A 22,911-nucleotide genomic window follows, 5' to 3' on the forward strand; every position below is an offset into this window, starting at 1 on the left:
GAGGGTGCGGGGAGGTTCCAGGGGTGCGGCGTGGGGCGGGTGCCGTGATGTCGCACCCCGGCGCGGATCCCGCACCCGTCGGAACGGGTGCGCGGTCGCACCCGGGGTGCGAGGCCGGCGCGACCGCGGCCCGACACGCCGTCGGTGGGACGTCGGTGCCGGTGAGCTGGACCGATGCGCCGGGGGCCGCGGGGGACCCCCGCGGTCGCCGGAACTGTCGGACCCCGCGGCTAGTCTGAAGCCCTCACCGATCCGGTCGGTCCGGCCCCGCGCAGGAGCCCCACCGGCACCCTCGTGGCCCCCGCCAGGCGCCGCGACAGGGCGTCGTCCGGCGCGCCGCCGGCCGTCGGGACCGGTGGGTGAGTGGTCACGGCACGGTGCGCCCCGGCAGGTGCGCAGCGTGCGGCACGGGAAGCACCGCGTCACCCCAGGGCGCGGGAGAGGAGCGCGGAAGACACATGGCCGGCGGCACATCCGGAACGGGCTCCTTCGTCCATCTGCACACCCACACCGAGTTCTCGATGCTCGACGGCGCCGCCCGGCTCGACGACCTGTTCTCCGAGGCCGCCAAGTACGAGATGCCGGCGATCGCGATGACCGACCACGGCAACGTCTACGGCGCCTTCGAGTTCTGGCGCAAGGCCAAGGCGCACGACATCAAGCCGATCATCGGCATGGAGGGCTACCTCGCGCCCGGCTCCCGGCACGAGCGCAAGCGCACGGCGCTGGGCGGGAGCAACCCGGCGGCCGCCGACAACAACCCCGACCTCATGTACACCCACATGACGCTGCTCGCCGAGAACACGGAGGGGATGCACAACCTCTTCCGGCTCTCGTCGCTGGCCAGCCTCGAGGGGTACTACTACAAGCCGCGTATGGACCGTGAGCTCCTCGAGCAGTACGGCAAGGGGCTCATCGCGACCACCGGCTGCCCGTCCGGCGAGGTCGCCCGGCTGCTCCAGCAGAACGACTTCGACGGTGCCTGCCAGGCGGCGAGCGACTACCGGGACATCTTCGGGAAGGACAACTTCTTCCTGGAGCTGATGGACCACGGCATCGAGATCGAGAAGCGGGTCCAGGAGGACCTGTTCCGGCTCAAGGACAAGCTCGACCTGCCCGGCCTGGCCACCAACGACCTGCACTACACCTACCCGGACGACACGAAGGCGCACGAGGTGCTGCTGTGCGTCCAGACCGGGAAGACCCTCGCCGACCCGAACCGCTTCAAGTTCGACGCGCAGGACTTCTACCTCAAGCCCGCGCACGAGATGCGCGCGCTGTGGGACCCGATCCACCCGGAGGCCTGCGACAACACGCTGCTCGTCGCCGAGCGCTGCAACATCGACTTCACCACGGGCCAGGACCTGCAGCCCAAGGCCCCGGTGCCCGAGGGGGAGACCGAGGAGTCCTGGCTGATCAAGGAGGTCGAGCGGGGGCTGCACATGCGGTTCCCGAACGGCGTCACCGAGCGGTACCGGCAGCAGGCCAACTACGAGGTCGGCGTCATCATCAAGATGGGCTACCCCGGCTACTTCCTGGTGACCGCGGACCTCATCCAGCACGCCAAGTCGGTCGGCATCCGCTGCGGCCCCGGCCGCGGCTCGGCCGCCGGGTCGCTGGTCGCCTACGTCCTCGGGATCACCGATCTCGACCCGATCCGGCACAAGCTGATCTTCGAGCGGTTCCTGAACCCGGACCGCGTCTCCATGCCCGACATCGACATGGACTTCGACGAGCGCCGGCGCGGCGAGATGATCCGGTACACCACCGAGAAGTACGGCGAGGACCGGATCGCCCAGATCATCACCTACTCCACGATCAAGGCGAAGGCCGCGATCAAGGACTCGGCGCGGGTGCTGTTCGGCCAGCCCGGCTACTCGGTCGCCGACCGGATCTCCAAGGCGATGCCGCCCGCCGTCATGGGCAAGGACATCCCGCTGTCCGGGATCTTCGACCCGTCGCACAAGCGCTACTCCGAGGCCACCGAGGTCCGTGCGCTGTACGAGGCGGACCCGCAGGTCAAGGAGATCATCGACACCGCGCGGGGCCTGGAGGGCCTGAAGCGCCAGTGGGGCGTGCACGCGGCCGGCGTCATCATGTCGTCGACGCCGCTGATCGACGTCATCCCGATCCAGCGCCGGGAGTCCGACGGCGCCATCATCACCCAGTTCGACATGGGTGTCTGCGAGACCATCGGTCTCCTCAAGATGGACTTCCTGGGGCTGCGCAACCTCACGATCCTCGACGACGCCCTGGAGAACATCGAGCTCAACGGCAAGCCCGCGGTCGATCTCGACCATCTCGAGCTCGACGACCCGAAGACCTACGAGCTGCTCTCCCGCGGCGACACCCTCGGCGTCTTCCAGCTGGACGGCGGCCCCATGCGGGACCTGCTGCGCCGGATGGCGCCCAGCGAGTTCGAGCACATCTCCGCGGTCGGCGCGCTGTACCGCCCCGGCCCGATGGGCGCGAACGCGCACAACGACTACGCCGACCGCAAGAACGGGCGGCAGGAGGTCACGCCGATCCACCCGGAGCTGGCGGAGCCGCTCAAGGAGGTCCTCGGCGAGACGTTCGGCCTGATCGTCTACCAGGAACAGGTCATGTCCATCGCCCAGGTGCTCGCCGGGTACTCGCTGGGTCAGGCGGACCTGCTCCGCCGGGCGATGGGCAAGAAGAAGAAGGAGATCCTGGACAAGGAGTACGTCACCTTCGCCGGCGGGATGAAGGAGAACGGCTACTCCGAGAACGCCGTCAAGACGCTCTGGGACATCCTGCTCCCGTTCTCCGACTACGCGTTCAACCGCGCGCACTCCGCCGCGTACGGCGTGGTCTCGTACTGGACGGCGTACCTCAAGGCGAACTACCCGGCCGAGTACATGGCCGCGGTGCTCACCTCGGTCCGCGACGACAAGGACAAGGCCGCCGTCTACCTGGCCGAGTGCCGGCGGATGGGCATCACCGTCCTCCCGCCGGACGTCAACGACTCGGTGCGCAACTTCGCCCCGGTCGGCAACGACATCCGGTTCGGCCTGGGCGGTATCCGCAACGTCGGGCACAACGTGGTCGACGCGATCGTCGCGGCACGCCGGGAGAAGGGGAACTTCGTCGACTTCTCCGACTTCCTCCGCAAGGTCGACGCGGTCGTCTGCAACAAGAAGGTCGTCGAGTCGCTGATCAAGGCCGGCGCGTTCGACTCGCTCGGGCACTCCCGCAAGGGCCTGCTGCTGGTGCACGCCGACGCGATCGACGCGGTGATGAGCACCAAGAAGGCCGCGTCGATGGGCCAGTTCGATCTGTTCGGGTCGATGGACGGCTCCGGTGGCGACGGCGGTGACGAGCTGGGCGGGATCTTCGACGTGAAGGTCCCCGACGAGGAGTGGGACTCCAAGCACAAGCTGGCCGTCGAGCGCGAGATGCTCGGGCTCTACGTGTCCGGCCACCCGCTGCAGGGCCTGGAGCAGGCGCTCGCCGCGAAGGCCGACACCTCGATCGCCGACATCGTCGAGGGCACCGTGCCCGAGGGCGCGCAGGTCACCGTCGGCGGGATCCTCGCGAACGTGAACCGCCGGGTGAACAAGAACGGCGAGCCGTGGGCGTCCGCGCAGATCGAGGACCTCGCCGGCGGCATCGAGGTGCTGTTCTTCCCGCGGGCCTACCAGGTCGTCGGGGTGGACGTCGCGGAGGACGCGATCGTGCTGGTGAAGGCGCGGGTGAACAAGCGCGACGATCGAGTCTCGCTGATCGCCAACGACCTCGCCGTGCCCGAGCTCGCCGCGGCCGGGGAGGCCGGTCTGCCGATCCGGGTGTCGCTGCGCACCGACCAGTGCACTCCCGAGCGGGTCGCGAAGCTCAAGGAGGTGCTGACGCACCACCCGGGAACCTCCGAGGTGCACCTGTCGCTCGTCTACGGCAAGAAGGTCACCGCCCTCAAGCTGGACGACTCGCTGAAGGTGCTCCACACCTCGGCCCTGATGGGCGACCTGAAAGCCCTGCTCGGCCCGGGCTGCCTCGGCTGACGTCGCACCCCTCGGCGCGCCGAGATGCAGCTCAGCGGGGATTGTCGATCTTCGCGGCCCGCTGAGGTGAGTCTCGGCGAGCGACGGTGCGGTGCGCAGGACGGGGTGCGGCGCGGTGCGCATGCACCGGGGTGCGGGTGCGGCGCGCGCGAGATCAGGGCCCGGTGGCAAGGGCGGCCCATGCCGCTCGGGCCTCGGCGTCCCACCGGGCGTGCAGGGTGCTGAACAGCTCGGCGGCCCGGGCGCCCGCCCACCGGTCGGGGAGCAGCTCGGCGGGCAGCTCCGGGTCGAGGAACGGGAACCGGCGCCAGGCGTGCACGAGCTGCACCTGCCGGGCCAGGGTCGCCGGCCCGGGGGCGGGGTCGGTGGTCCGGTCCGGGCTGAACTCGTCGAGGAACTCCTGGTAGGCCTGCTCGACCCGGTCCAGGTCCCAGGCCTGCTCGACGACGTCGGCGGGGCGCCCGATGCCGCCGTAGTGCCCGATGAACGAGCTGCTCATGCCGCGCAGGTCCAGCTCGTCCAGGACGGCGGCGACCTGTGGTTCCTTGCCCGGGTCGGGGGAGACCCACACCCCGGGCGCCGGTGAGCCGAGCCCGGCCCAGGCGAGCCGGGTGCGGAGCCGGTGGCGCAACCTCCGGCGGGACTCCGGGACGCTGGCGAGCAGCACCAGCCAGCGGCCGTCCCACCCGGTGGCGGGCCGGCCGAAGGCGTAGATCCGTGCGGCGCCGTCGGACAGCAGCCGGTGCCCGGACGCGGTCAGCGACCAGCGGACCCGCCGGCCGTCGCGGTCGGAGCTGAGCAGGCCCTCGCCGGCGGTGCGGGCGAGCGCCTGGCGGGCCGACTTCGACTCCACGCCGAGCCCGCCCAGGACCTCGAGCAGCGCCCGCGTCCACACCGGCTCACCGGAGGGCAGGACGAACTCCCCGAGCACGGTCAGCAGTAACGACCGGGCGGAGGTCTGGCCGAGCTCGCGGCGGCGCAGTGCCGGGTCGGCCGCGTCGTCCGGAGGGTCCGGCTCGGTGGAGGCGGGATCGCGGGATGGGGTGGCCATGGTCGGGTCAGCCTAGAACCCCGGTGCCCGGGCACCAGCGGGCGATGCGGCACGTCGCGGGTGCCGCCCGGACGGGCGGCACCCGCGGTGCGGCGGCCGCGGTCAGGACAGGGCGAAGCCCGCGTAGCCGTTCTCCGCCGACTGCCGGCACTTCTCCAGGTAGGTGGGCAGACCACCGGGGTAGGCGAGCAGCTCCCGCTTCTTGCCGGGCACGTTGGCGTTCATGTACCAGGAGTTGGCGAGCGGGAAGGTGGTCGCGCTCGCGAGGGCCTCGAGGTGGTCGTGCCACTCCTTCTCGGCCTCCGGGGTCGCCTCGATCCGGGTCAGGCCGTTGTCGCGCAGGTGCACCAGGCAGTTGACGACCCACTCGCCCTCCAGCTCGGCGCAGGTGGGCCCGTTGCAGAAAGCGGACGGGCTCTGCGGGCCGTACACGTAGAGCATGTTCGGGAAGCCGGAGGTCGCCCTGCCCAGCGCGGTGCGGGCGCCGTCGCGGAACACCTCGGCGATCGACTCCCCGGACGTGGAGCGGACGTCGATGTCGGTGAGGCCGCCGGTGAAGGAGTCGAAGCCGGTCGCGAGGACGATCACGTCGAACTCGTGCTCGCGGCCGTCGGCGGTGACGATGCCGGTCCGGGTGACCTTCTCGATGGGCGTCTCCCAGACGTCGACGAGCTCGACGTTGTCCCGGTTGAAGGCGTCGTAGTAGGTGTACTCGAGCGGGCAGCGCTTGGTCCCGAACGGGTACGGCGGCGTCTCCGGTGCGAGCTTCTCGGCGAGCGCGGGGTCCTTGATCCGGGCGAGGGTCTTCTTCCGCCAGAACGCGTAGATCCGGTGCCCGACCTCGGCGTTGAAGAACATGTCGGCGTAGCCGCCGAGCCAGATCTGCAGGCCGCCCTTCGCCCAGAGCTCCTCGAGGGTGGCCTCGAACTCCTCGTCGGAGACGTCGGCGGTCGGGGTGTAGATGACGTCGTACTCGAGCCCGCCGAAGGTGGTCTCGCGGTACCGGAACAGCTCCGGGTAGCCGCGGCGCAGCTCGTCGTTGGCGGCCGCGTCGAGCTTGCGGGAGATCATCGGCAGCGCGGTCGCCGGGGTCCGCTGGAACACGGTGAGCTGTGCGACCTCGGGCGCGATGGACTGCACGACCTGGACCCCGCTGGCCCCGGTCCCGATGACGGCCACCCGCTTGCCGGTCATGTCGTAGCCCGCCGGCCAGCGGGAGGTGTGGAAGTGGTCGCCGGCGAAGTCGGCCAGCCCGGGGATCTCCGGGACCAGCGCCTTCGAGCCGGTGCCCAGCAGCGGGAGGACGTAGCGGGCCCTGGTCCGGAACGTCTCGCCGGTCCGCTCGTCGCGGGACTCGACCGTCCAGGTGTCGGTCCGGTCGTCGAACCGGGCCGCGACGACCCGGGTGCTGTAGCGGATGTCGCGGGCGAGATCGAGCCGGTCGGTCACGAACCGGAAGTAGGCCTGCAGCTCCTCCTGGCCGGGGAAGATCTCCGACCAGTTCCACTCCCGCCAGATCCGCTCGTCGGAGAACTGGTAGAGGGTCGCCTCGGTGTCGACCCGGGCCCCGGGGTAGCGGTTCCAGTGCCACACCCCGCCCGCGTCGGCCCCGGCCTCGTAGAGCGAGACCGAGAAGCCCAGCGAACGGAGCCGCTCGAGCTGGTAGATCCCGGAGAAACCGCCTCCGATGACGAGGACGTCGAGCTCCTCGACGACAGACGTCTCCATGCGAGTTCCTTCCTGTGGGTGGTGAGTCCCGGGCGTCGGAGGCTCACCTCGGCGCGGACGAAGTGTCAGTCAGGGCTGCCGAAGGGTGACCCTGGTCACCGCCTCATTGAAGCGCCTCTGTCCAATGTTGTCAATGACGGCTAACTAATTTCTGACCCAAGAGCGGAGGCTCGCCGTGGCCGGAAGTCCGCTTCACATGGCGTTTGCGCAGAGCAGCGGACGACGATGGGGTAACGCTGGCTCATTCCGGTGCCGCGCACGGAGAGTCGAGTGCACGAAAAATGTCCATCAGCGCTCATTCGTCTGGCGGGACGGGAGCGGAGGAGTGGGCCGCGCTCAGGCGGTGCCGGACGGCAGGCCGAGGACGGCCCCCGTCAGCCGGGCCAGCTCCGGTGCGAAGCGCCGGTCGGCCCGCAGGTGTGGGATGCGGACGATCCCGTCGACGGTCGTGCGGGCGGCGTTGACCAGGGTCAGCGCCTCGGTCTCCGGGAGATCGGGGCGGGCCGCGCCGAGCCGGCGCAGCCACTCGCCGACGGTGTCACCGGCCATCCGGTTGAGCCGCTCGTCGACGTCCGGCGGGAGGTAGAGCCGTTCGGTGATCGAGACCGACGCCAGGTCGGTCTCCTCGACGCTGAGCCGGACATAGCCGTCGACCAGGGCTGTGACGACCTCGTCGTCGGGCACCGGCAGCCGCAGCGCCCGGGAGGTCTCCAGCGCCGACCACTCGCCGAACCGGGTGGCCACGGCGACCAGCAGATCGGCCTTGGTGTCGAAGTACCGGTACAGCGCAGGCCCCACCACGCCCGCCGCGCCGCCGATCTCGTCGATCGTGACGCCGCCGTAGCCGCGCCTGCGGAAGGTCCGCGCGGCCGCCCGCAGCAGCAGCTCCCGCCGTGAGGTGGGCAGCCGGTCGACCGGCTCGGGTCCGCCGTCCGGGTCCGGCGCCCGCCCGGCCGGGCAGTGCACCAGCCGGGTGGCCGCCTGCACCAGCAGATCGGTGAGCCGGGTCGTGGACAGGCTCGTGTCGTAGTGACCGGGACTGGTCACCAGCCCGATGACCGCCCAGCTGCGGAGCTCGGTCAGGTACGGGTCCAGGTCCGGCCGGGCCGGCGCGACGCACACCGCGTCGATCCGGTCCGCGATCCAGCGGGTGCGGGCCCGCACCGCGGCGTAGTCGTCGGGGCCGAGGTGGCGGGCCTCGCGCTGCCACAGCAGCGACAGGCGCAGGCTCTGCAGGGCGGTCTCGACCAGCCGCCGGAGCCCGGTGTCGAGATCGGCAGGCGGCGTCGCGTCGAACCCGGTGAGCAGCTCGACGAGCCGCGCCTGGTCCTCGTGCACGACGTGCGACAGCAGGGCCTGCTTGTTCGCGTAGTGCCGGTAGAGCGCCCGCGCCGTGATGCCGCTGGCCTGCGCGATGTCGTCCATCCGGACCGAGTGGAACCCGCGCGCGGCGAACAGCGCACCGGCCGAGAGGCCGATGTCGGCGCGCCGGGTCTTGGGGCGCTTGGCGCCACCGCCCGTCGCGCCTGCGCTGCTCATCGCTCCTCCTCGGCTGCCGCGGCCCGTGCGGAATCCTAGGCAGCGGTGCGCAGCGGCCTGATCGCCGGGTGCAGCGGTGCCGCGCGCGGCGACCCGGCCGCGGGCTCACCCGGTCCGCGCCGGATCGACCCCGCGGCGGCCCACCGACGCGGTGCGGACCTCCCCGGCGGAACGGCCCTCGTGGAACTCCTCCAGCGTGGTCGTGTTGCACATGAGGTGGAGGACGTCGAGCTCGGCGCCGCCGAACGCGCAGGCGATCGACCAGGTGCCCGGGGTGGGGATGTGGTCGGTGATCTCGCCGCCCTCCAGCACCCGGTAGAACCCGGACGCCGGACCGGGGTCGAGCGCGTTGCCGAACCACACGCCGCCGTCGGTGTCCAGCGCGATGCCGTCCGGGTGCACGGTGTCCGGCAGCTGCGCCCAGGTGCGCAGGTTCGCCGGCGAGCCGTCCTCGGTGATGTCGAAGGCGCTGATCCGGTGCGCGAAGGTCTCGGCGAGCAGCAGCGTCCGCCCGTCCGCGGTCAGCGCGGCGCCGTTCGGGAAGAACACGTCGCCGAACACCCGGTGCACCTTCCCCTCCGGATCGACGTGCGCGAGGTTGGTGGTGCGCGGGTCCTCGGAGCCGAGCGCGAACCCGAAGTTCCCCACGTAGGCGTGGCCGGACGGGGAGACCAGCATGTCGTTGCCGAGCCCGGTGGCGATGTGGCTGAAGTCGGCGTACGCGGTGACCGCGCCGTCCGGGGCGATCCGCCGGACGGTGGCGGTGGCCTGGGAGACGACGAGGATCGACCCGTCGGCGAGGAAGCCGAGTCCCGACGGTGCCCCCTCGATCTCGGCCACCGGCTGGTGGCTGCCCTCCGCCTCGATGCGGAGCACGTGGCCGGCGAAGAAGTCGCTGGCCCAGAGCCGGCCGTCGTGCCAGCGCGGAGCCTCCAGGAACTGGTGGCCGCTGGAGAACGGGGTGGTCCGGTGGAGCTTCATTGTTCCTCCTGATCCCTGTCGGTACGTGCGGGTTGCCCCGTCACGGGGCGGACCGGCGGAGCCGGTCGCGCAGCTTGAACTTCTGCACCTTGCCGCTGGCGGTGCGGGGCAGCTCGTCCACCAGCAGCAGCCGCTCGGGCAGCTTCTGGACGGCGAGGCGGTGCCGCTCGCGCAGCCAGGTCGTGAGGGCGGGCAGGGTGACGTCCGCGCCGGGCTCGGGCACGACGACGGCGCAGGCGCGCTCGGTCAGGACCGGATCGGGGACCGCCACCACGGCGACGTCGGCGACCGCGGGATGCTCGAACAGGCGGTCCTCGATCTCCTTGGCGCTGAGGTTCTCGCCGCCGCGGATGATGATGTCCTTCTCCCGGCCGGTGATCTCCAGGTAGCCCGCGTCGTCGACGACGGCGAGATCGCCGGTGCGGAACCAGCCGTCCGGGGTGAAGGCGTCCGCGTCGAGCGTCGGGTCCAGGTAGCCGACGAACCGCTCGGGCCCGCGCACCAGCAGGTGCCCGGCGGTTCCGGGCGGGACCGGGCGGTCCCGGTCGTCGACCACCCGCACCTGCGCCCGGCCGATCGGCCGGCCGTCGGTGTGCGCCCGGGTGCGCACCGGATCGGACAGGTTGGTGCTGGTCGCGGTCGGGAACTCGGTGGACCCGTAGATCCGGACGACCAGGCAGTCCAGCTGCTCGCCGGCCCGCCGCACGAGATCGGGCGGCACGTCCGCGCCGCCGCAGGCGAAGACGCGCAGCGTGCGGGTCGACTCCGGGGTGCGGCCCGGGTGGTGCACCAGCCCGTGCAGGAACGGCGTGGCGGCCACGACGAACGTGCAGCCGTGGCGCTCGATCAGGTCCAGGCCGGCGCCGGGCTCCCAGACGTCGAGCAGCACGACCGGCGCCCCGATCATGAATGGGAGCTGCAGGCCGTACAGCACCCCGGTGACGTGGGTGACCGGCGACGGCATGAACACCACGTCGGAGCCGGTGAGCCCGAAGAACTCGATCATGCTGTGGTTCTCGTGCCCGAGCGTCGCGTGGGTGTGCAGGACGCCCTTCGGGTCCGAGGTGGTGCCGGAGGTGTAGAGCAGCAGGGCGAGCGCGTCCGGGTCGTCCGGTACGGCCGGTTCCGGTGGCGTCGGCTCGGTCGCCGGAGCGGACAGGAAGTCCTCCAGCCCGACGACGCCGTCCCCGGGCGGGGCGGTGCCGACGACGACCACGGTGGCCAGGTCCGGCAGCCCGGCGCGGAGGTCGCCGACCATGGCCGGGAAGTCGAAGCCGCGGAACTCCGCCGGGACGACGACGATCTCCGAGCGGGCCTGGCGGAGGATGAACCCGACCTCGGCGTGCCGGTAGATCGGGACGATCGGGTTGCTGATCGCGCCGATCCGCAGCGTCGCCTGGTGCAGGACGACCGCCTCGGCCCGGTTCGGCAGCTGCCAGGACACCACCGCGCCGGGTCGCACGCCGTGCCGCACCAGGGCGGCGGCCCAGCGGTCGGCCTCGCGGTCGAGCTCGCCGTAGGTCCAGGTGCGCCCGCGGTCGACGAGCGCCGGGCGGTCGGGGTGCCGGGCGGCGGCGGCGCGCAGGTGGGCGTCGATCCGGCCCGGCTCAGGTGCGGCGCCGGGCCGGGCCGCGGGACGTGCCGGGCCGGTCACGGCGCGCCCCCGGCCCCGCCGAGCAGGCCGTCGCCGATCTCGTGGGCGAGCTCCTCCGGATCGCCGAACCAGGCCCGCAGCGCGAGCGCGCGCTTGTAGTAGAGGTGCAGGTCGGTCTCGGTGGTGAAGCCGGTCCCGCCGTGCAGCTGGATCGCGCCCTCGGCGACCCGGACCGCGACGTCCGCCGCGTACGCCTTGGCGACGGCAGCCGACCGGGCCTGCCCGGCGGTGGTGTCGGTGCTCCCGGCGGCGGCGTCGGCCAGGGTCACGTCGCAGAGGTTCCGCAGCGAGCTCGCCAGCGTGTGCAGGTCGGCGAGGAGGTGCTTGACCGCCTGGAAGGACCCGATCGGCCGGCCGAACTGCTTGCGGACCAGCACGAACGCGGTGGTGTCCTCGACCAGCCGGGTGGCCATCCCGGACAGCTCGCAGGCGGCCAGGATCCGGGCCCAGGCCCGCAGCTCGGTCGCGAACCGGTCGGCGGCCGGGCCGGTGAGCACCGGCGCGGGCCCGGGCCGCCCGGTCCGGGTGAGGGTGACCCGGGCGAGCCGGGCGGTCGGATCGGCGCTCCGGACCGGCTGCACGGCGATCCCGGGCGCGTCGGCCGGGAGCAGGTGCACGACGGTGCCGTTGCCGTTGCCGTTGCCGTCCGCCGAGCGGGCGACGGTCAGCAGCAGATCGGCCTCGGCGGCGAACCGGACCGGCAGCATGCCGCCGATCGGCCCGTCCGGTCCGGCGCGCAGCCCGGCGTCGTCCGCGGCCCAGCTGCCCAGCGCGGCCGGATCGACGAGCGCGACGAGTGCGCCCGTGAGGTCCGGGCCCGGGTGGGCGCTGCCGAGGTGGCGCAGCAGCAGCGCCGGGAGCAGCAGCCGTTCGGGCAGCGGGCCGGGTACCAGGTGCCTGCCGACGGAGAGCATCGCCGCGCCGGTGGCGGACAGCGGCAGGCCCAGCCCGCCCTGCTCGTCGGGAACGGCGAGCGCGAACCAGCCGAGCTCGTCGAGCTCGCCGAGGAACGCCGGGTCCCAGCCCTGGCGTCCGATGAGGGCGCGCCTGCGGTCCGCGTCGTAGGACCGGGTCAGGTACGCGTCGACCGTCTTCTCGATCTCGGTCACGGTGGCTGCGGGAGCCCCCGTCGCGGTGCGGGAGGTGTCAGTCACGGGGCAGTCCGAGGAGTCGTTCGGCGATGATGGTGCGCTGGATCTGGGAGGTGCCGCCGTAGATCGACGCGGCCCGCGAGTACAGGTGGTCGTGCGCCCACCGGGCCGGGTCGAGACCCAGCGGCCGGCCGGACGGGGTGGCCCGCAGCGGGCCCAGCAGGTCCCCGATGGACCCGTACACCTGCTGCTCGACGTCGTTGAGCAGGAGCTTGTCGACCGAGTCCTCCGGGACCGGCCCGGTGTCGGCGGCCAGCCGGTCGATCGTGCCGCGGGTCCGTGCCTCGAGCACCCGCAGCGCCACGTGCGACCGGCCGACGGCGCTGCGCACCCGGTGCGCGCGGTGCGGGTCGGCGTCGAGCGTGCCGCAGGCGGACAGCTCGGCGATCGCGTCCCGCAGGGCGACCTCGTACTCGACCCGGCGGCGCAGCGTGTAGGCGGCGCGCTCGGTGCCGAGGGTGTGCCGGGCGATCGGCCAGCCCTGGTGGAGCCCGCCGACGAGGTTCTCCCGGGGGACCCGGACCTCGTCCAGGAAGACCTCGCAGAACTCCTGGTCGCCGGTCATCTGGGTGAGCGGCCGGGTCTCGATGCCGGGGGTGGACATATCGACCAGCAGGTAGCTGATGCCGCGGCTGCCCGGCGCGTCCGGATCGGTGCGCACCAGCATCGCGCACCAGGACGCGAGATGCGCCCAGCTGGTCCACACCTTCTGCCCGGTGACGACGAAGTGGTCCCCGTCGGGCTCGGCGCGGGTGCGCAGCGACGCCAGGTCCGAGCCGGCGTCGGGCTCGGAGAAGCCCTGGCACCAGATGTCGGCACCGGACAGCAGCCGCGGCAGCAGCTCGGTGCGCTGGCGGTGGGTGCCGAACCGGTCGATCGAGGGACCGACGACGTCGAGCCCGATCAGCCCGATCGGCTGCGGGGCCCTGGCCCGGGCCAGCTCCTCGGAGAAGACCAGCTGGTGCCGGTGCGACAGGCCCTGGCCGCCGGCCGCCCGGGACCAGGCGATGCCGGTCCAGCCGCCGTCGTGCAGGGTGCGCTGCCAGCCGCGCAGCACCCGGAACCGCTCGGTGAGGTCCAGCGGCACCTCGGGGATCGGCGTGGCCGCCAGCCAGCTGCGGCAGCGCTCCCGGTACCGCCCGAGGTCGGCGGTGTCCGGATCGGCGGGGGTGACCATCTCAGCGCCCCGTGTAGACCGGCTCGCGCCGCTCGAGGAAGGCGTTGACGGCCTCCTTGGCGTCGTCGTACGCGGCGAGCTCGCCGGTGAGTCCCTGTTCGAGCCGGTAGCCCTCCTTGAGCGGCAGGTACTCGATCGCGTTGAGGCTGCGCTTGGCGAAGCGGAGCACGGTGGGGCTGTGCCGGGCGATCGAGCGGGCGAGCCGGCGGGCGGCGGCGTCGAGCTGGTCGGCCGGGACGATCTCGGTGATCCCGCCGTAGCGCAGGAGCTCCTCGGCGGGGACCGGATCGCCCTGCAGGTGCATCCGCCGGACCACGCCCTGCGGGACGAGCCGGGACAGGTGCTTGGCGCCGCCCATCACCCCGACGTTGACCTCGGGGAGCCCGAACCGCGCGCCCTCGGCGGCCACCACGAGATCGCACGACGCGGCGATGGCCAGCCCGGTGCCCACGGCCACCCCGTGCACCGCGGCGATCACCGGCACCGGGCAGTCGTAGACGGCGAAGAACGCCTCGCGGACCAGCCGCATCCGCTCCGCGGCGTTCTCGGCGGTCATGGTCTGGAACTCGGCGAGGTCGTTGCCGCCGCAGAAGTGCCTGCCGCGGCCGGACAGCACGATCACCCGGGCGTCCGGCAGGTGGGTGGTGACGTCGCCGAAGAAGCGGGTGATCTCGCGGTACATCGCCCCGTTCACCGCGTTCACCGGGGGCCGGTCGAGCTGTACCAGGCCGATCGTGCCGTCGGCCGAGAAGTCGATGAAGTCCCGTTCGCTCATGGTCAAGCCTCACAGCCTCAGCAAGTCAGTCAGAGCTAATAGTGAGTGTCGGCCGCTCCTGCCGAGAGAGCCGCGTTCAAGGGCAAGACTAGCGGCCTGCACGGGCATCTTGTCAACGATGACTAACTCAGTTCGACGGGCGGTCAGGAGCGGTGACCGGTCCGGCCGGGGACACCCGTCCGCCGGTACTACGGTGGGTCCGTGACCGCCCCCGGATCCGACAGCACGCCGGGGGAGACCCCGTACGGCACCTCCGGACTGCTCGCGGCCGACCGGGCACACGTCTGGCACCCCTACGCCCCGATGCCGGCGACGGCGACGCCGCTGGTCGTCGAGTCGGCGTCCGGCGTGCGGCTGCGGCTGCCGGACGGCCGGGAGCTGGTCGACGGCATGTCGTCGTGGTGGTCGGCGATCCACGGCTACCGGCACCCGCGGCTGGACCGGGCGGTGCAGGAGCAGCTCGGCCGGATGAGCCACGTGATGTTCGGCGGGATCACCCACGGGCCCGCGGTCGACCTGGCCCGGCTGCTCGTCGAGATCACCCCCGAGGGCCTCGATCACGTCTTCCTCGCCGACTCCGGCTCGGTGTCGGTGGAGGTCGCGATCAAGATGTGCCTGCAGTACTGGCGGTCCCGCGGCCGCCCGGGCAAGCACCGGCTGATGACCTGGCGGCGCGGCTACCACGGGGACACGTTCGGTGCGATGAGCGTCTGCGACCCGGACGGCGGCATGCACTCGCTGTGGGCCGACGTGCTGCCCCGGCAGGTGTTCGCCGACGCGCCGCCGGAGGACTTCTCGCACGCCTACGTCGCGCACCTGGCCGAGCTGGTCGAGACGCACGCCGACGAGCTGGCCGCCGTCGTCGTCGAACCGGTGGTGCAGGGCGCGGGCGGGATGCGCTTCCACGATCCGCGCTACCTGCACGTGCTGCGCGAGCTGTGCCTGGCGCACGACGTGCTGCTGGTCTTCGACGAGATCGCCACCGGCTTCGGGCGGACCGGCGAGCTGTTCGCGGCCGACCACGCCGGGATCGCCCCGGACGTCATGTGTCTGGGCAAGGCGCTCACCGGCGGGTACCTGACGATGGCCGCGGCGCTGTGCAGCTCCCGGGTGGCGGCCGGGATCAGCGAGGGCGAGGCCGGGGTCCTCATGCACGGGCCGACGTTCATGGGCAATCCGCTCGCCGCGTCGGTGGCGCACGCCTCGGTGAGCCTGCTGCTGGAGCGCGACTGGCGGCGGGAGGTGAAGGACATCGCCGCCGGGCTGCGCGCCGGGCTCGCCCCGGCGCGGTCGCTGCCCGGGGTGCGCGAGGTCCGGATCCTCGGCGCGATCGGCGTGATCGAGCTGGACGGCGAGATCGACCTGCCCGCCGCGACGGCCGCCGCGGTGCTCGCCGGCGCCTGGCTGCGGCCGTTCCGGAACCTGGTCTACGCGATGCCGCCGTTCGTCTGCTCGCGTGAGGAGATCGGCCTGATCACCGCCGCCATGCGCGCTGCAGCCCTTGCCGGACAACAGGATCGACGGTGACCTGAACCACCGGACCGGGTGGAAGTCACTATGATCCGAGTCACGTTACGCTCGGGTGAACGGTCCTGACCGGGCGTTTCGTCGTGAGCGACCGAATCGATGAGAACGGCTCTCATCAAGATCCGTTTGCGTGAGGTGGTGCAACGCCGGACCGGGCCACGAACCCGGTCGGCGTCGCCCAGGCACAGCCGTGCAGTGACCGCATCGTCGCGGTCCGGCGCCCCCAACGGACCGATCTCGGAGGATCCGGTGCATCCGCACAATCACTCCAGCAACATCAGCAACACACGTAACACCAGTTCCACCCGCTCGACCCAGGACGAGCACGCGCCCGCCGAGTCCGGCCGGGGCGAGCACTCCCCGCCCGGCGGCCGGTTCGGCCGGATGTTCCCGCACGCCCGCGCCGACCTGTCGGCGTCGGTCGTCGTGTTCCTGGTCGCGGTGCCGCTCTCGCTCGGCATCGCCGTCGCCTCCGGCGCGCCGATCCTCGCCGGGCTGGTCGCCGCCGTCGTCGGCGCCGTGGTGGCCGGGCTGCTCGGCGGCTCCCCGCTGCAGGTCTCCGGCCCCGCGGCCGGCCTCACCGTGATCGTCGCCGAGCTGGTCAACCGCTTCGGCTGGGAGGTCACCTGCCTGATCACCGCGGGCGCCGGCGTCCTGCAGCTGGTCTTCGGGCTCACCCGGCTGGCCCGGTTCGCGCAGGCCATCCCGCCCGCCGTCGTGCACGGGATGCTCGCCGGGATCGGGGTCACCATCGCCGTCTCCCAGCTGAACGTGGTGTTCGGCGGGGAGTCGCGCACCGGCGCGGTCGAGTCGCTGGCCGCACTGCCCGGCTCGGTCGCCGCGCTGTCGCCGGTCGCGCTGCTGCTCGGCGCCCTGGTCATCGCGCTGATGCTCACCTGGCCGCGGCTGCCGCGGCCGGTCACCGCCGTGCCCGGCGCGCTGGTCGCCGTGCTGGCCGCCAGCGCGCTCTCGCTGGTCGTCCCGGGCGCCGCCGACGTGGTCCGGGTCGAGCTGGGGGGCTCGCTGCTGGACGCGCTGTCGACGCCGGTGCTGCCCGAGTCGGACTGGGCCGGCGTGCTCGGCGGGATGCTGACCGTCGCACTGATCGCCAGCGTGGAGTCGCTGCTCTCGGCGGTCGCCGTCGAGCGGATGCGACCTGGCACCCGCACCGACGCCGACCGGGAGCTGCTCGGCCAGGGCGCGGCCAACACCGTCTCCGGCATGATCGGCGGCCTCCCGGTGACCGGCGTGATCGTCCGGTCCTCGGCGAACGTGCGCGCCGGCGCCCGGACCCGCGCGTCGGGCGTGCTGCACGGCATCTGGATCGCGCTGTTCGCGATCGTGCTGATCGACGTCATCGAGCTCATCCCGATGGCCGCACTGGCCGGGCTGCTGGTCGTCGTCGGCCTGCAGCTGGTCAAGCCGGCCGACATCCGCACCGCCCGCTCGCACGGCGAGCTGGCCATCTACCTGGCGACGCTGGCCGGTGTGGTCACGCTGAACCTGCTGGAAGGCGTGCTGATCGGCCTCGCGCTGGCCGGGCTGATGCTGCTGTGGCGGGCCGTCCGGTCGCGCCCGCACCTGGAGCAGCACGCGGACGGGCACTGCGAGCTCGTCGTCGAGGGATCGCTGTGTTTCCTGTCGGTGCCCCGGCTGTCCCGCGAGCTCAACACCGTCCCGCGCGGGGTCGACACCACCGTCCGGCTGGTCACCGACTACCTCGACCACGCCGCCTACGACCACCTTCTGGCCTGGAAGGCCCGGCACGAGGGGACCGGGGCCACCGTCACGGTGATCGAGCCGGACGCCGCCCGGCCCGCCCCGACGCCGTCCTACGCGACCTGGTCGCAGTGGCAGTCGGTGCAGCCGGTGGACCAGGAGCCGCACGAGCCGATGATGGCCGGCGTCGCGGCGTACCACGAGAACACCCGGGACCGGATCCGCCCGACCATGTCGGAGCTGGCCGGCGGCCAGGCGCCGTCCGCGATGATGATCACCTGCGCGGACTCGCGAGTGCTGCCGCACGTGATCACGCACAGCGGTCCCGGCGACGTGTTCACCGTCCAGAACGTCGGCAACCTCGCCGTGGGCCCGGGCACCGCCGCCGCCGTCGAGTTCGCCACCTCGGCGCTCGACGTGCCGCTGGTCGCCGTCTGCGGGCACTCCGGCTGCGGCGCGATGAACGGGCTCCGGGCCGGCCTGGCCGGGTCCGACGGCGCCCTCGGCCGGTGGCTGCTCGAGGCGCGGCCGGTGCTGCGGGCCTTCGAGCAGGGCCATCCGGTCGGCGTCGCCGCCGCCGCGGACGGCTTCGACGAGACCGACCAGCTGGCCATGGTCAACGTCGCCCTGCAGCTGGAGATGCTGCGCGCCAAGCAGTCCGGCCCGGGCTCGGATCCGGGTCCGGCGGACGGTCCGGCGCTGATGGGCCTGTTCTACGACATCGGGACGGCGGCGGTGCTGGTGCTCGACGAGGAGGCCGGGCGGTTCGTCCCGATCCGGCCGGACGACGCCACCCCCGGCTCCGGCCTGGAGCGGATCGCCGCCGGACACGGACACGGGGTGGCCACGACCGCGGCCCGGCTGCTGCGGGTGTGACGCGAGCGGTCCCGGCGCGGACCCGATCGGGTGGTCCGCGCCGGGAACATCCGGCCGCTGCTGCTCGTTGGAGCCGGGCATGGCCACCGTGGAACTGACCACCGACAACTTCAACGACGTCGTGGGCGCGCCGGGGGCGACCGTCCTGATCGACTTCTGGGCGTCCTGGTGCGGTCCGTGCAAGCAGTTCGCACCCGTCTACGACGCCGCGTCCGACAACCACCAGGACGTCACCTTCGGCAAGGTCGACACCGAGGCGCAGCAGGAGCTGGCCGGGGCGTTCGGGATCTCCTCGATCCCGACCGTGATGGCCGTCCGCGACGGTGTCGTCCTCTACTCGGAGCCCGGTGCGCTGCCCGCCGAGGCCCTGGAGGACCTGATCGGCCAGGTGAAGGCCGTCGACATGGACGAGGTCCGCGCCGCCGTCGCCGAGCAGGAGAAGCAGGCCGGCGGGGGTGCCCCGCAGGCCTGATCCGCCCCGCCGCCGTCCCGGCCCCGCACACCACGGTGTGCGGGGCCGGTCGTCGTCGCGACCCGGTTGCCTAGGCTCCGGGGCGTGATCCGCCCCGACGCGCACCCGCTGGCCTGGCTCGACGAGCGCGCCGCCGCCCGCACCGCGGCCGGGCTGCGCCGCAGGCTGCGGCCCCGCCCGCCGGCCGGCGCCGATCCGCCGATCGATCTCGCCGGCAACGACTACCTCGGCCTCGCGGCCGATCCGCGGGTGGTCGCGGGCGGCATCGAGGCGCTGCGGGTGTGGGGCGCGGGCGCCACCGGCTCGCGGCTGGTCACCGGCAGCACCACGCTGCACCGCGACCTGGAGACCGAGCTGGCCGGGTTCTGCGGGTTCGCCGACGCGCTCGTGTTCTCCTCCGGCTACACCGCGAACCTCGGCGTCGTCACCGCGCTGACCGGCCCCGGCGCGCTGATCGTGTCGGACGCGGCGGCGCACGCGTCGCTGGTGGACGCCTGCCGGCTGTCCCGGGCCCGGGTGGTCGTCGTCCCGCACGCCGATCCGGCCGCCGTCGCCGCCGCGCTCGCCGCCCGCACCGAGGAGCGCGCGCTGGTGGTGACCGACACCGTCGGCTCCGCGGACGGCGATCTCGCGCCGCTGCGGGCGCTGCACCGGGCCTGCCGGGAGCACCACGCCGTGCTGCTCGCCGACGAGGCGCACGGCCTCGGGGTGCGCGGGCCGGGCGGGCGCGGCCTGCTCGCCGAGACCGGCCTGGCCGGCCAGGACGACGTCGTCGCCACGGTGACGCTGTCCAAGGCGCTGGGCAGCCAGGGCGGCGCGGTGCTCGGCCCGCCCGCCGTGATCGCGCACCTGGTCGACGCGGCGCGGTCGTTCATCTTCGACACCGGGCTGGCGCCGGCACCGGCCGGTTCCGCGCTCGCCGCGCTGCGGGTGCTGGCCGCGGAGCCGGAGCGGGCGGGCGAGGTGCTGCGGGTGGCCGGGGTGCTGGCGGCGGCCGCCGGGGCGCCGGTCCCGGTCTCGGCGGTCGTGCCGGTGGTGCTCGGCGAGCCCGGTCCGGCCGTCGCCGCGGCCGCGGCCTGCCTGGCCCGCGGGGTGCACGTCGGGTGCTTCCGGCCGCCGTCGGTGCCGCCGGGGACCTCCCGGCTGCGGCTCACCGCGCGGGCCGGGCTGTCCGCCGCCGAGCTGGATCGGGCCGGGTCGGTGCTGGCCGAGGTGCTCGACGGCGTCCGCGCCGGGAGCCCGCGGTGAGCGCGGCCGTCGTCGTCACCGGCACCGGGACCGGGGTCGGCAAGACGATCGTGACGGCCGCGCTGGCCGCGGTCGCGCTGGCCGCCGGGCTGCGGGTGGCGGTGCTCAAACCCGCCCAGACCGGGATCGGGCCGGACGAGCCGGGCGACGCCGACGTGGTCGCCGCCCTGGTGCCCGGGATCACCGTCCGCGAGCTGGCCCGCTACCCGGACCCGCTGGCCCCGGCGACCGCGGCCCGGCGGGCCGGCCGGGCGCCGGTGACCCCGGAGGCCGCGGCCGGCGCCGCCCGGGCGCTGGCCGGCGAGCACGACCTGGTGCTGGTCGAGGGGGCCGGCGGGCTGCTCGTCCGGTTCGACGACGACGGCGGCACCCTCACCGACGTCGCCCGGTCGCTCGGCGCGCCGGTCGTCGTCGTCGCGGCGGCCGGGCTCGGCACGCTCAACCACAGCTGCCTCACCGTGCAGGCGCTGCACGCGCGCGGACTGGCCTGCGCCGGCGTCGTCGTCGGGGAGTGGCCGGACACGCCCGATCTCGCCGCGGAGTGCAATCTCGCCGATCTCCCGGTGACGACCGGGGTGCCGCTGCTCGGCGCGCTGCCGGCCGGCCTCGGCACCGCCCCGCCGGACCGGTTCCGCACCGTTGCGTGTCACACACTGGGCCCGTCGCCGCTGGGGCGCTGGCAGGATGCCGGATCATGACGACCGCCCGGACCGACGTCCTCACCGCTGCGCGCGCCCAGGTCCTCGAGCAGGGGACCGGCCTCACCCCGGCCCAGGTGCGCGAGGTGCTCGACCTGCCCGACGAGAGCCTCGACGACCTGCTCGAGCTCGCCCACGAGGTGCGGATGCGCTGGTGCGGGCCGGACGTCGAGGTCGAGGGCATCATCTCGCTGAAGACCGGCGGCTGCCCGGAGGACTGCCACTTCTGCTCGCAGTCCGGGCTGTTCGCCTCGCCGGTCCGCTCCGCCTGGCTGGACATCCCGATGCTGGTGGAGGCCGCCAAGCAGACCGCGAAGACCGGGGCGACCGAGTTCTGCATCGTCGCCGCCGTCCGCGGGCCGGACGAGCGGCTGATGTCCCAGGTGGCCGCCGGCGTCCAGGCGATCCGCGACGAGCTCGACATCAACATCGCCTGCTCGCTGGGCATGCTCACCCAGGACCAGGTCGACCGGCTCGCCGAGATGGGCGTGCACCGCTACAACCACAACCTGGAGACCGCCCGCTCGCACTTCCCGAACGTCGTCACCACGCACACCTGGGAGGAGCGCTGGGAGACCCTGCGCATGGTGCGCGCGGCCGGGATGGAGGTCTGCTGCGGCGGCATCGTCGGGATGGGCGAGACCCTGGACCAGCGCGCCGAGTTCGCCGGGCAGCTCGCCGAGCTGGAGCCCGACGAGGTGCCGCTGAACTTCCTCAACCCGCGCCCGGGGACGCCGTTCGGTGACCTGGAGCCGATGTCCGGCCCGGACGCGCTGCGCACCGTCGCCGCGTTCCGGCTCGCGCTGCCCCGCACCATCCTGCGGTTCGCCGGCGGCCGGGAGATCACCCTCGGCGACCTCGGCGCGCGCAAGGGCCTGCTCGGCGGGATCAACGCGGTGATCGTCGGCAACTACCTGACGACGCTCGGCAGGCCCGCCGAGGCGGACATCGACCTGCTCGGCGAGCTGGAGATGCCGATCAAGGCTCTGAACGAGTCGCTGTGAGCGCTGCGGCCGCGGCCCACCCGCGGGAGGCGGGTGGGCCGTACTGCGACCAGTGCGGGGAGCCGGCGGCCGCGCCGGCGCACCCGCGCTGCGCCGCCCGCCGCGAGCTGGAGCCGCCCCGGTTCTGCCCGTCCTGTGCGCGGCGGATGGTGGTGCAGGTCGATCCGGTCGGCTGGAGCGCGCGCTGCGCGCGGCACGGCGAGATCAGGGCGCGATGAGGACCTTCAGCGCCTCGCGCTCGTTCATCGCGCGGTAGCCGTCCGGCACCCCGTCCAGGCCGACGGTCCGGTCGAAGACCCGGCCCGGCCGGACCGTCCCGTCCAGCACGTCGGGCAGCAGCTCCTCGATGTAGGCGCGGGCCGGGGCGACGCCGCCGCGGATGCCGACGTTGCGCATGAACGAGCCGATGCCCAGCGGGACGTCGGTGTACTGGGAGACGCCGACCCGCCCGACCAGGCCGCCGTCGCGGGTGGACTCGATGGCGGTACGCAGCGCCTCGACGTAGCCGACGCACTCCAGGGTCGCGTGCGCGCCGTCCCCGCCGGTGAGCTCGCGGACCCGCTCGACGGCCTCGTCGCCGCGCTCGGCGACCACGTCGGTGGCGCCGAACGTGCGGCCCAGGTCGGTGCGGTCGGTGTGCCTGCCGAGCAGGATGATCCGCTCGGCGCCGAGCCGGTGCGCGGCGAGCACCGCGGACAGCCCGACGGCGCCGTCGCCGACGACCGCGACGGTGTCGCCGCGGCGCACGTTCGCCGACACCGCGGCGTGGTGGCCGGTCGGGAACACGTCGGACAGGGTCAGCATCGAGGCGAGCAGGGCGTCGTCCGGCTCGCCCGGCATCCGGACGAGCGTGCCGTCGGCGAACGGGACCCGGACCGCCTCGCCCTGGCCGCCGTCCGTGCCGTCGGAGCCCCAGCCGCCGCCGTGCCGGCACGAGGTGTGCAGCCCCTGTGTGCAGAAGTCGCAGGTGTTGTCGGCCCACACGAAGGGGGCGACGACCAGCTGACCGGGCCGCAGCGTCCGCACCGCGGAGCCGGTGTCCTCGACGACACCGAGGAACTCGTGGCCGATCCGGTTGCCGCCGGGGGAGTCCTCGGCCGAGTTGTACGGCCACAGGTCGCTGCCGCAGATGCAGGAGCGCAGGACGCGCACGATCGCGTCGGTGTCGTCGCGCAGGACCGGGTCCGGGACGTCGGCGACGCGGATGTCGTGCCTGCCGTGGATGAGGGTGGCCTTCATGGCGCCCGGATTCCCGTATGCGTGCCGGGCCATGCGCGCGCCGCGTTGCGGGG

At 73.4% G+C, this 22,911-nt stretch carries 17 protein-coding genes; 8 read left to right on the forward strand and 9 right to left on the reverse strand.

The features are described 5' to 3' along the window. Positions 1–458: 458 nt before the first annotated feature. The gene (gene dnaE / locus ACVJO7_RS09580) at positions 459–4,019 is read left to right on the forward strand and encodes a DNA polymerase III subunit alpha (protein ID WP_344018872.1); all 3,561 of its coding nucleotides are present in this window, start codon (positions 459–461) and stop codon (positions 4,017–4,019) included. Positions 4,020–4,173: 154 nt separating this feature from the next. Here the strand turns inward: dnaE and ACVJO7_RS09585 are convergent, their stop codons facing one another. The 8 genes from ACVJO7_RS09585 to ACVJO7_RS09620 all read right to left on the reverse strand — a co-directional run bounded on the left by ACVJO7_RS09585 (position 4,174) and on the right by ACVJO7_RS09620 (position 14,075). After that, complete coding sequence (locus ACVJO7_RS09585; protein ID WP_491672552.1) at positions 4,174–5,070, reverse strand: PaaX family transcriptional regulator; 897 nt, start codon at positions 5,068–5,070, stop codon at positions 4,174–4,176. A gap of 102 nt (positions 5,071–5,172) precedes the next feature. Next, positions 5,173–6,798 (reverse strand): flavin-containing monooxygenase, encoded by a 1,626-nt coding sequence (locus ACVJO7_RS09590; RefSeq protein WP_491672553.1) that lies wholly within the window; start codon positions 6,796–6,798, stop codon positions 5,173–5,175. 336 nt (positions 6,799–7,134) lie between these two features. Next, positions 7,135–8,337 carry a TetR/AcrR family transcriptional regulator gene (locus ACVJO7_RS09595; RefSeq protein ID WP_344018881.1) on the reverse strand — a complete coding sequence of 401 codons (1,203 nt, stop codon included), beginning with the start codon at positions 8,335–8,337 and terminating at the stop codon, positions 7,135–7,137. A gap of 105 nt (positions 8,338–8,442) precedes the next feature. Further along, positions 8,443–9,318, reverse strand: coding sequence for an SMP-30/gluconolactonase/LRE family protein (locus ACVJO7_RS09600; protein ID WP_491672554.1), 876 nt, complete (start codon positions 9,316–9,318; stop codon positions 8,443–8,445). Positions 9,319–9,358: 40 nt separating this feature from the next. Beyond that, on the reverse strand, positions 9,359–10,972 hold the full coding sequence (locus ACVJO7_RS09605) for an AMP-binding protein (protein WP_491672555.1): 1,614 nt from the start codon (positions 10,970–10,972) through the stop codon (positions 9,359–9,361). Then, the gene (locus ACVJO7_RS09610) at positions 10,969–12,126 is read right to left on the reverse strand and encodes an acyl-CoA dehydrogenase family protein (RefSeq protein WP_491672556.1); all 1,158 of its coding nucleotides are present in this window, start codon (positions 12,124–12,126) and stop codon (positions 10,969–10,971) included. Before ACVJO7_RS09610 ends, ACVJO7_RS09605 begins: the two co-directional genes overlap by 4 nt. Next, entirely contained in the window at positions 12,119–13,300 is a 1,182-nt protein-coding gene (locus ACVJO7_RS09615) for an acyl-CoA dehydrogenase family protein (RefSeq protein WP_491672557.1), read from the reverse strand. The genes ACVJO7_RS09610 and ACVJO7_RS09615 overlap by 8 nt, the downstream gene beginning before the upstream one ends. 1 nt (position 13,301) lies before the next feature. Beyond that, positions 13,302–14,075: an enoyl-CoA hydratase-related protein gene (locus tag ACVJO7_RS09620; RefSeq protein WP_344018891.1), complete on the reverse strand. Its 774-nt coding sequence runs from the start codon at positions 14,073–14,075 to the stop codon at positions 13,302–13,304. A 201-nt stretch (positions 14,076–14,276) separates the two neighbouring features. Between ACVJO7_RS09620 and ACVJO7_RS09625 the strand changes: the two genes are divergently transcribed. The 7 genes from ACVJO7_RS09625 (at position 14,277) to bsaP (ending at position 21,837) form a co-directional block, all read left to right on the forward strand. After that, positions 14,277–15,602: an adenosylmethionine--8-amino-7-oxononanoate transaminase gene (locus ACVJO7_RS09625; protein ID WP_491672558.1), complete on the forward strand. Its 1,326-nt coding sequence runs from the start codon at positions 14,277–14,279 to the stop codon at positions 15,600–15,602. Between the two features lie 249 nt (positions 15,603–15,851). Further along, the gene (locus tag ACVJO7_RS09630) at positions 15,852–18,197 is read left to right on the forward strand and encodes a SulP family inorganic anion transporter (protein ID WP_491672559.1); all 2,346 of its coding nucleotides are present in this window, start codon (positions 15,852–15,854) and stop codon (positions 18,195–18,197) included. 79 nt (positions 18,198–18,276) lie between these two features. Then, the gene (gene trxA, locus ACVJO7_RS09635) at positions 18,277–18,669 is read left to right on the forward strand and encodes a thioredoxin (RefSeq protein WP_344018897.1); all 393 of its coding nucleotides are present in this window, start codon (positions 18,277–18,279) and stop codon (positions 18,667–18,669) included. A gap of 84 nt (positions 18,670–18,753) precedes the next feature. Next, positions 18,754–19,917, forward strand: a complete 1,164-nt coding sequence (locus tag ACVJO7_RS09640) for an 8-amino-7-oxononanoate synthase (RefSeq protein WP_425563579.1) — start codon at positions 18,754–18,756, stop codon at positions 19,915–19,917. Further along, entirely contained in the window at positions 19,914–20,615 is a 702-nt protein-coding gene (gene bioD, locus ACVJO7_RS09645; RefSeq protein ID WP_491672560.1) for a dethiobiotin synthase, read from the forward strand. Before ACVJO7_RS09640 ends, bioD begins: the two co-directional genes overlap by 4 nt. Then, complete coding sequence (bioB, locus tag ACVJO7_RS09650; protein ID WP_344018901.1) at positions 20,612–21,619, forward strand: biotin synthase BioB; 1,008 nt, start codon at positions 20,612–20,614, stop codon at positions 21,617–21,619. The genes bioD and bioB overlap by 4 nt, the downstream gene beginning before the upstream one ends. After that, positions 21,616–21,837: a biotin synthase auxiliary protein BsaP gene (gene bsaP / locus ACVJO7_RS09655; RefSeq protein WP_491672561.1), complete on the forward strand. Its 222-nt coding sequence runs from the start codon at positions 21,616–21,618 to the stop codon at positions 21,835–21,837. Before bioB ends, bsaP begins: the two co-directional genes overlap by 4 nt. Here the strand turns inward: bsaP and ACVJO7_RS09660 are convergent. After that, positions 21,824–22,858, reverse strand: a complete 1,035-nt coding sequence (locus ACVJO7_RS09660; protein WP_491672562.1) for a zinc-dependent alcohol dehydrogenase family protein — start codon at positions 22,856–22,858, stop codon at positions 21,824–21,826. The two genes, bsaP and ACVJO7_RS09660, sit on opposite strands and share 14 nt — an antisense overlap. Between the last annotated feature and the right edge of the window lie 53 nt (positions 22,859–22,911).

It is taken from the genome of Pseudonocardia sp. DxW (genome assembly GCF_058448985.1).

Bases quoted from the DNA above. Each gene is read 5' to 3' on its own strand.
- dnaE (WP_344018872.1), top strand. From the start codon at position 459: ATGGCCGGCGGCACATCCGGAACGGGCTCCTTCGTCCATCTGCACACC.
- ACVJO7_RS09585 (WP_491672552.1), bottom strand. From the start codon at position 5,070: ATGGCCACCCCATCCCGCGATCCCGCCTCCACCGAGCCGGACCCTCCG.
- ACVJO7_RS09590 (WP_491672553.1), bottom strand. From the start codon at position 6,798: ATGGAGACGTCTGTCGTCGAGGAGCTCGACGTCCTCGTCATCGGAGGC.
- ACVJO7_RS09595 (WP_344018881.1), bottom strand. From the start codon at position 8,337: ATGAGCAGCGCAGGCGCGACGGGCGGTGGCGCCAAGCGCCCCAAGACC.
- ACVJO7_RS09600 (WP_491672554.1), bottom strand. From the start codon at position 9,318: ATGAAGCTCCACCGGACCACCCCGTTCTCCAGCGGCCACCAGTTCCTG.
- ACVJO7_RS09615 (WP_491672557.1), bottom strand. From the start codon at position 13,300: ATGGTCACCCCCGCCGATCCGGACACCGCCGACCTCGGGCGGTACCGG.
- ACVJO7_RS09620 (WP_344018891.1), bottom strand. From the start codon at position 14,075: ATGAGCGAACGGGACTTCATCGACTTCTCGGCCGACGGCACGATCGGC.
- trxA (WP_344018897.1), top strand. From the start codon at position 18,277: ATGGCCACCGTGGAACTGACCACCGACAACTTCAACGACGTCGTGGGC.
- bioB (WP_344018901.1), top strand. From the start codon at position 20,612: ATGACGACCGCCCGGACCGACGTCCTCACCGCTGCGCGCGCCCAGGTC.
- ACVJO7_RS09660 (WP_491672562.1), bottom strand. From the start codon at position 22,858: ATGAAGGCCACCCTCATCCACGGCAGGCACGACATCCGCGTCGCCGAC.